Raw genomic sequence first — 9,244 nt, 5'->3', positions numbered from 1 at the left:
CTAAGTGATCAGAATTCATTCTCCGATTTTCTCGGACACCACTATAAAATAATAAACATTTTCATAGTGACTTCTCCAATAAGATAAATGTGCCGCTTGGCTCTATCCAGTTTGTGTTTTCCTTTTTTTCATTCAGGCTTACTGTTTAACATAATTACTGCAAACAAATTACCTAAAAAGTGCGCCCTAAAAAAGAGAAAATCCAACTATTTCGATCCGCATAATCATTGGCGCTACGGCACTCGCAAACGAATTGATCTTTGCTACGGACAACATGAAAGATTTCCGGCACCTCGAAAACCTGAAACTGGTAAACTGGGCGGCGAAAAAATAGCGTCCCCGTGATCGAGGTTGGTCCTTATGTGCCATTATGTCTAGAATGAAGCACTCCTATCGGATCAGATGCAGGCATTTTCACCGGGTGGCGACAATAAACCGGTCAGAAAACCGATTAACCTTCCCTGAGCGATCAAATCTGAAAAGGAATATGAAACTGTTCTGGTAAGAATAGAAGAACTGCTCGCAAACCCGGAGAATATCGAGAACTCTGAAGCGAAAGGTTTTGTAGAACGTAACCTTCTCCCAGATCTCCTCGCAGATTAGGAAGAGGCACATTTTCCAATCTCTCCACCTACCCTGCTAACCATCACTCTATTACAAAACGAAACCTATCCTTTTTTTTGGGGGATTTAACCTCGAAATTCACCCGATAGATCGTATCGCCCCAGTGGCTAATGATCCCGCGGTCCTCAGGTGCCTCCAGCGGAACCTTCTCCACGGTAGCCTCCATCTGACCGGCATCGTAGGTCAGGGTAAAATCCCGCGCCACTCCATCTTTCCCCACAAAGGGAAGGACAAGCACTCCAGGCCGGGAAATCCGTGGCGGATAAATGGTCATAAAGTGATGGGTGATCTTACTTGCCTCCTTAAGGAATATGACGTCCTCCAGGCGTACCTGCCTGCCCCGCTGTAAAATCAGCGTGCGGTCCCAGCTTTCTATACCTGCGGCATCCGGGTAGGCACCGCCGATATCCAGTTTTAGTTGGGAAAACTGGGGACGTGCCTGATGCGTTACCCTCGTTGCCTTAAACTGAACGCCGGGAAGCTGTACCTGCCCGTTCACTGTGGGCAGGTTATGGTGATCGGACCGGTTATACCAGATCGTGTAACGGTCTTCGCTGAATGTCTTGCGCGTGTAGGTGCCCCTTCCCACATCGATCAGCAGCGGCTGCCCATCGTAGTACACCACGAAATTTCCGATATCGTTGTGGTTATGGCTTTCGGCATTGTGCCCTCCCTTGGCGGCAAGCAGGAATCCGTCGGTAGTCCCTCCTTGATCTCTCGCTACCATTACCTCTATATCCGGTAGCCACACGTCCTTGGGCAGCGGCAATCCCTTCTCTGCCAGGCTGATCTCATCCTGTACAAACAGCTCAAAGAAATTGCGGAAGTAGTGAAAATTCGGCAGCGTGCCGGAAAAAGGCTGCCAATAATAGGCACCAAACCGCATCATATCCGGATCTTGGATGGCCTCACCGTAGCGGTAAATCATGGCAGCCGACATTTTGGGCTGCGGATCGGCGTCCGCAAAATTCAGAAAGTAGTCTTCGCTGAGTTGGGCGCGGTAAATAAACTTGCCCATGTTGCGTACCTTTTCATCGCTGTATACATAGTCGAACGCATCACCGCTCGCCAAGTTCAGCAGGGAGAGGCAATCAAACAGGGAGGCAGCAGCGGCACCCCAATAACTGGGTCCTTCGTCACAGCCACCGTCCTGCGGATAGGGGTCGAGAAAGTTGTCGAGCACCGTTATGGCCTTGTGTACCATTTCGGTGCGTTTCTTCTGGTCAGCTTCGAGCAAAAGGGCTGCATTGATCCAGTTGGATACAATCCATGGATTCCAATTGTTGGGTGGCCGGCCGTTCGAATTGGCTGTCATCCATCCGTGATGTTGGTTCATCAGCGGCTGAAAGATCCGTGTTTGGGTCTCGTGCCTGATACGCTTTCGGATCTGTGGGGAAATGCGGTCAAACTGCTCCCCGAAAAAATAATCGGCCCAGGCCAGGTAGGTGGCCGTCTCGGCAGCAAATAAATCCACAAATGGCCTGGTCACGTCGATCAGCCCGGATATTTCCTTCGTCTTTGGCAAATGGGCGGGTACCCCCCAAAAGGATTCCTCGCAGATGGACCAGATACCGTTTACGATGGGGTCAATAAACCGCCCTTTGTTTTCGTATATCTCGGCAAGCATCATGGTTCCCAGCATCCGGCGCTTTTGAAAGGTCACCGCCTGGTATTCATCCCGGTCGCCGGTACGCTCGATCAACAGGGATTTGGTGGCAGGAATGTAAGGCCACTCGTAATCGATGTTTTCGTTGGCGGTCTCCAGGTAGACGTCCAACGTTGCCTTGTCCAGCGAGTTCCATGCCGACCGATCCGATACCGCTGGAAATGGCTTCCACTGTTCGATGGGAATTAATCGAGCTTCCAGTTCTGCAGGAGCGTATTTTCCGCTGACCAGCCTTTGCGCAGCTGCATCGGGTAGGCTAACAAACGAAAACAGCAAAAGGGTAATGAACGCACTCAGCTTCATGGTATTTTGGGCTTGGTATGATTCAAAAGAAGGAATAATTCCGGACAATAAACGCTTGCCCTAGGAATATTACGCATTTTTCCAATGTCTAGCAACTAAATCGGTAATACACCGCGAATTTTATGCGCACTGGTATGGATTCCTAACTAATCGGAATCGTTTGGACGGACTAGCTGGCAAATGATATGCCCACAATCGCCGAGTACGAAAACTGCATCAAACAGGGACGCCATGGCCATGGTATCGTATGCCCGCTCCGCCTGATATTCCACGCCAGGCTGGTATTCCGCCAATCCTGCTTCGGCCCGCTGCTTATCCAATGCCACCGTGGTCTGGCTCCATTGGGCATAAACCGCTTCTTTTTTGGCATAGGGCAGCACATATTGCAAGGACCGATATAGACTACCACCGGTTTCTCCCGTATAACCGAACAGTTGCGATCCCTTACCGGGATATAAGGCCTCAACATAGCCCAGGTATTGACAAAGGGGTTTCAACGCGCTCACGTGGTAACTCAGGGCATCCCGCTGCCGGATATCCGAACTGCTGCCATCGGCATACAAGCTCTGATCCACGTAGTTTTTGAACCGCTCTTCCGCCCATGCTGTGAAATCCGGCCGTTCCAATACCAAGCCGATCACCCCCAACAGATGAATGCGTTTGGTCTCCCAGTTGTTCATCGGAGCTTTGGGAAAATCACGGACCCCCAGTGCCAGCTGCACCAAAAAATTCCGGTAAGCTTCCCGCTCCTGACTGCTTAGATGGAGCCGTACCAAAGGATAAACATAGACCAACGGAACCAATTTGTTTTCGTTGATCGGATTGCCATCAGGTACATAGGTGTAAACCCATGACAACGCAAGCTCCATCATTAGGGGCAAGGCGTCTTGGGTATCTTGGAGGATATGAAACCAGTACAGCAGGGAAAGCCGATCCATATCCCGCAGGTGTTCCTCTGTCTTCACCCGGCGGGGATCGTTGTTTAGGAGTCCCTCGTAAAAGATCGTTGGCGTTGGATTCGGAGCTGTGCCTTTGATGGCCTCAAAATCCCGTCGGAGCACCGCCAGCGTTTCTTCGGAAATATCCGCCCTTTTCACCTGCTGCGAATCGACATAAAAAAGGGTAGTCCAGGCATCGGTCGACACGGAGGAAAGGTCAAAGCCCCCCAATAGGCTGGCAATCAACAGTGCCCACATGGCCTAAAAGAGCGGAATAAGGGTAATCTGCTTCAAATCCAAGAGAGCTCCCACCGATCCGAAATCCTCTTCAGGCCGAAACACCAGCTTATTGTATCCACCCTGCAATTTCAACTTACCAATGGACAGGGTTTTAAAGGTTTCCCAGGATCCGGAGCGCTCCACACGTCCCTTTATCCCGTCCGTAGAAGACTCAAAGACAAATCCCTTGCCGGACTCCTCATCGGAAACAGACCATTCCATGACAGCCTGATACGTGCCGCTGTGGGGAGCATCGACCTCCCACTCTACCTGATCCTTCCCGGTAAACCAGCCAAACGCCCGCCAATCGGGCATGTATTCAATGCGAGGCCCTACACCACGTCCATTTTCCGCAGTAAGGTGAAGCGTCCCATCCGCTGCGGCCCGTACCAGTTGGGGCATATTCACGGTGTCGGCCATGGCCTTTCGCGTGGCCTGCACATAGTCGGCAATTTCTCCGATGGGAGCGACCCAAATGCCATTCTCGGGATTGTTCACATAGGCTGCCAACTGACGCAACGTCTCCAGGTAGGTGGTCTGCCTGCCCGAATCGTTGGTTTCGTGTCCGGCCAAAACCAACCATTGTCCGTTTGCTGCCGCCTGATCGATATACGCCTTGATTTGGTCAAAGGACTTGTTGTCCATTTCTATGCCGGTAAGCTGGGCCATGTCGGTGTACAGGGGATCCACAGGCGCTTCCGCAAGCCATCCCCTACCTGCCACAAAAAGCTCCGAAATCAACGGAACCAGGCTTTGGGCGTACGGGCCCCTGCCCACATACATTTGTCCACAGGGATAGGCGTAGACCGTTGGTTTTACGCCAAGCAGGTTTTCGATTTCAAAATTGGCCTGCAGGAGTTCCGTGCGCATCTTGTCCAGCGTGTAGTTTTCGAGTGCCTTGTTTCTGGACCAAACAAAATTGCCGCTGCATGGATGGACGATGGAATGGTTGGCCATTTCGTGGCCGCTTGCCACTGCCTTTCGCCACCCTTCGAGATTATTTTGCACACTTTGGGGAACCACAAAAAAGGTGGCCCGAATACCGTATTGATCCAAAAGCGGAATGCCGTGGGTGGGATTGCTGGCCCGTGCATCATCGAAGCTAAGGCTAAGTGCCATTTTCTTCCCTTCAGGCCAGGGAAATTTAACTTCTTGACCCAAAACCGGGTTAGATACGTATAAGAGAATGAAAAAACAGCTTAACAGGATTTTTGATGGTTTCATGGCCGGTCATTAAAGGGTTGTCTCGTATGATGCCGTCTAAAATAGCGGAAATCTACAAAAATCCAGCACTGTTTTTGAAAAGATATTTGCTAACTTAGACCTAAAACCCTAAAATACCTGAATATGGAACCCACCGTTGCGACTGCGAATAAGCTGGTTTTTTATCCCCTACTCTACGTGATATGGTCGGATGCCGTCTTACGCGAACAGGACTGGAAGACGTTGCAATCTTTCATCGGTCGGGCAGCTTGGCTGGACAAGGAATCCAAGTCAGATTTGCTAAAAAGAGTGAACCCCACCCATGCCCCTGACCGGCAGGAAGTGGCCCATTGGTTTCGGACGGTAAAACACCTCGTGGATGCCGGCGGTGAATACAAAAGCCTAACGGATCTGGCGCTTGCGCTGGCCGAAAAACAATCCCCCCCCGAACCCACTTCAGACACCGGTTCAGAAATCGCCAAAGATCTACAAAAACTGGAGGAGGACCTGGGTATAGTAGGGATAAGTGCCATCTACCGCTTCAAAGAAGATCACCCGACGCAAACGACCGCTTATGGTACGGAAACGGCATTTTCTGTACAGGGATTGGCCCGGTTCCTGGATGGAGACCAAGCGGAGATCATCCGTCAGGTAAAAGACCTGATCCGTACCACGGACTTTGACTACGTGGATCCGGGAGACCTGACCCGCTATCGGGAACAGGTACTGACTTGGTGCAAGATCGTGGCGGATGCTGGATTTGGCAAGATCGGGTATCCCGTGGCACAAGGAGGGAAAGATGACATGGAAGCTTATTTTTCCGTCATGGAGACGCTCAGCTACCGTGATTTGAGCATGGTGATCAAGTTTGGTGTGCAGTTCGGATTATGGGGCATGAGCATTCTTTCGCTGGGCACCCAAAAACACCACGCCAAATACCTCCCCCAAATAGGTACCCTGGAGCTGCCGGGTTGCTTCGCCATGACCGAAACCAACCATGGTTCCAACGTACGGGGAATAGAAACCACGGCCACCTACAACCACGCCGAAAAAACGTTTACCATCCACACCCCTCATCGGTTGGCGAGAAAGGAATACATCGGAAATGCCGCCCTACATGGGCGGATGGCAACCGTGTTTGCGAAGCTGATCATCGATGGCACCGACTACGGTGTCAGCGCCTTTGTGGTGCCACTAAGGGATGCGGAGGGAGCTACCCTTCCCGGTATCCACATCGAGGACTGTGGCAGAAAAATGGGCCTCAATGGCGTGGACAACGGATTGATTGAGTTTGACCAAGTAGTCATCCCGAGAGAAAACATGCTGGATCGCTTTGCCAGCGTAAATGAGCAGGGTGAATTTGAAACCCCCATTGCCAGTGACAACAAACGGTTCTTCACCATGCTCGGCACGCTGGTTGGTGGGCGAATTGGCATCCCCCGATCGGCCATCGCAGCCTCCAAAAGTGGCTTGGCCATAGCTATCCGCTATGGGGATCAGCGTAGGCAGTTTGGCCCGGAGGGCGGAGAGGAAGTACCCATCCTCAATTACCGCATGCATCAACGTAGGCTGATGCCCCTTTTGGCCAAAACCTACGCAGGACATTTTGCCATGCAGTATATGACCAGACATTTTATGAACCGCAAAGAATCCGAAATGCAGGAATTGGAGGCCCTGGCAGCCGGTCTGAAATCCTACATTACCTGGAATACGACTGCTACGCTACAGGAATGCCGGGAAGCCTGCGGAGGAAAAGGCTACCTTTCGGAAAACCGAATCGATGCCCTAAAAAACGATACGGATATCTATACGACCTTTGAAGGAGACAATACGGTATTGATGCAGCTCGTGGCCAAAAGCCGGCTAAGCGCCTACCGGGAGCAGTTTGAAAACATGAACTTCTTCACCATCGTCAACTACGTGGCATCAAAAACCAAAACATCCCTTACTGAAAAAAATCCGCTGATCGTCCGCAATACCGACGAATCGCACCTCACAGATCCCGATTTTCAGCTAAATGCCTTTGAATACCGGGCAAATGGATTGGTGGATTCTGCGGCAAGACGCATGCGAAGACTGATAAGTGAAGGCATGGATCCCTTCGATGCGTTCAACGTGTGCCAGCATCACTTCGTAAATGTGGGAAAGGCCTTTATCGAAAAAGTGGTACTGGAACAATTCATCGAAGCGGCAAAAACTGCCCAAAAAGAATCGTATGGTGAGGTACTCAAAAAACTCTGTGACCTCTATGCGCTGCATACCATGGAAGAAAACAAGGGCTGGTACCTGGAACAGGGCTACATGGAGGGAGTAAAAACTAAGGCCATCCGGAAACTGATCAATCAACTTTGTTGGGAAATACGAAGGGATGCCGTGCCTTTGGTAAATGCCTTTGATATCCCTGAGTCCTGTCTGGCCGCTCCCATCCTTACAAACCCTACGCAAGCCTAGATGGAGGAGTACCTCGTCTTTGGGACCTTGGTCGTAGCCTTAGTTCTCTTTATTTGGGGCAGACCCAGGTACGACATCGTGGCGTTGCTGGCATTGGTTTTTTTGACCCTTTGCGGTGTCATACCCAAGGAAGATGCCTTCCTTGGGTTTGGCCATACCGCTGTGATCACCGTAGCCGCCGTTTTGGTGGTTAGCAAGGCCGTGGAAAATTCCGGGCTGGTCAATATCATTGTGCAACTCATGGATAAGGTGGGGGCTTCCGTCCCACTTCAGGTCGGTATCCTGTGTACAGTCGTGGCCATTGCTTCCGGGTTTATGAACAACATTGGCGCGTTGGCCATCCTGATGCCGGTCGCCATCCAACTCGCCCGAAAAAACAACTACTCACCCTCTTCGATCCTCATGCCCATTGCCTTTGCCTCTTTGCTGGGTGGTATGAACACGCTGATCGGTACGCCGCCAAACATCATCATTTCAGCATTTAGGGCAGATGCATTGGACGCTCCCTATCGTATGTTCGACTTTAGCCCGGTGGGCGCATCGGTTACTGTGGTGGGGCTGCTTTTTATTTCCCTGATTGGATGGCGGCTACTACCCAAAAGGCAGTCTGCCAGCGACGAGGAAAGCCTGTTTGAAATCAATAACTACATCACCGAAGTGATGGTAGTCCCCGGATGTACCTTGATCGGAGAAAGGGTACGGCACATTGAAATACGGGACGAAAACGAAATCAGTGTGCTTGGCTTGGTTCGGGATGGGCAACGCATCCACGCACCCAACACCTGGCTTAAGCTCCGTGAGGGCGACATACTCTTGTTGGAAAGCGATACGGAGGTGCTGACCAAGTTTCTGGAGGATACCAAGGCAGAGTTGGTTGGGGATGAGAAGGTCTTCTTGAAAGCAGAAGGAAGCAATGAGATTCAGGTTGCCGAAGGAATTATCCGCGAAAACTCCCCGCTTATCGGAGAAACAGCCGCCAGCTTGCATATGCGAAGCCGCTATGGAGTAAACCTATTGGCCCTCGCACGAAGCAACCGTACGTTAAGGCAACGCATTGATCATGTGCGGTTTCAGTCCGGAGACGTGCTGCTTCTACAGGGGCTGGCATCCGAAATGTCCGGTATTTTCCAAAACATAGGTTGCTATCCCCTTGCCAAGCGCGGCCTGGAAATAGGCAAACCCCGAAGGACGATTTTTGCATTGGCTGTATTTGTGATTACCATTGCTGCCATCGTCAGCGAATTGATTCCCGTGGAAATCGCCTTTATCCTGGCGGCATTTCTACTGATTACAGGTAAGATCCTTCCCATTCGCGATCTGTACCTGGCGATTGACTGGCCGATCATTGTACTGCTGGGAGCCATGATTCCGGTTGGAATCGCCTTCGAAACCAGCGGAGCCGCAGCCTCCATCACCAGCCAGTTGATGAAGCTGGGAACCGATTTCCCCGTATGGGGCCTGCTGACAATCCTCCTGTTTGTAACCATGCTGCTTTCGGCAGTAATCAACAATGCTGCTACGGTATTGCTAATGGCACCCATAGGCTTAAAGATCGCACTGGCCATCGATGCGTCACCGGATCCCTTTCTGATGGCCATAGCCATCGGTGGATCGGCAGCATTCCTTACCCCCATCGGTCACCAATCCAATACCTTGGTGATGAGTCCCGGCGGATATCGATTTGGCGACTACTGGAAACTGGGTCTACCACTGACGATATTGATCATCGCGGTTGCTATTCCGATGATTCTCCTAATATGGCCGCCTTTTGGCAGCTGAA

5 protein-coding genes are annotated in these 9,244 nt (G+C 51.3%); 2 read left to right on the top strand and 3 right to left on the bottom strand.

What is annotated here, in order from left to right; translation table 11 throughout:
- Window positions 1-646: 646 nt before the first annotated feature.
- The 3 genes from ADIS_RS07385 to ADIS_RS07375 all read right to left on the bottom strand — a co-directional run bounded on the left by ADIS_RS07385 (window position 647) and on the right by ADIS_RS07375 (window position 5,034).
- Window positions 647-2,593, bottom strand: coding sequence for a heparinase II/III domain-containing protein (locus tag ADIS_RS07385; protein ID WP_010853779.1), 1,947 nt, complete (start codon window positions 2,591-2,593; stop codon window positions 647-649).
- A 146-nt stretch (window positions 2,594-2,739) separates the two neighbouring features.
- Window positions 2,740-3,789 carry an alginate lyase family protein gene (locus tag ADIS_RS07380; protein WP_010853778.1) on the bottom strand — a complete coding sequence of 350 codons (1,050 nt, stop codon included), beginning with the start codon at window positions 3,787-3,789 and terminating at the stop codon, window positions 2,740-2,742.
- 3 nt (window positions 3,790-3,792) lie between these two features.
- Window positions 3,793-5,034, bottom strand: a complete 1,242-nt coding sequence (locus ADIS_RS07375; protein WP_010853777.1) for a polysaccharide deacetylase family protein — start codon at window positions 5,032-5,034, stop codon at window positions 3,793-3,795.
- Between the two features lie 123 nt (window positions 5,035-5,157).
- On the opposite strand from ADIS_RS07375, the gene ADIS_RS07370 reads away from it, so the two are divergent.
- Both ADIS_RS07370 and ADIS_RS07365 read left to right on the top strand, forming a co-directional pair.
- Window positions 5,158-7,464 (top strand): acyl-CoA dehydrogenase family protein, encoded by a 2,307-nt coding sequence (locus ADIS_RS07370; protein ID WP_010853776.1) that lies wholly within the window; start codon window positions 5,158-5,160, stop codon window positions 7,462-7,464.
- Entirely contained in the window at window positions 7,465-9,243 is a 1,779-nt protein-coding gene (locus ADIS_RS07365) for an SLC13 family permease (protein WP_010853775.1), read from the top strand.
- Window position 9,244: the final 1 nt, after the last annotated feature.

The organism is Lunatimonas lonarensis, assembly GCF_000390185.1.
GTDB lineage: Bacteria > Bacteroidota > Bacteroidia > Cytophagales > Cyclobacteriaceae > Lunatimonas > Lunatimonas lonarensis.
This window is presented reverse-complemented; position numbering and strand designations above follow the sequence as displayed.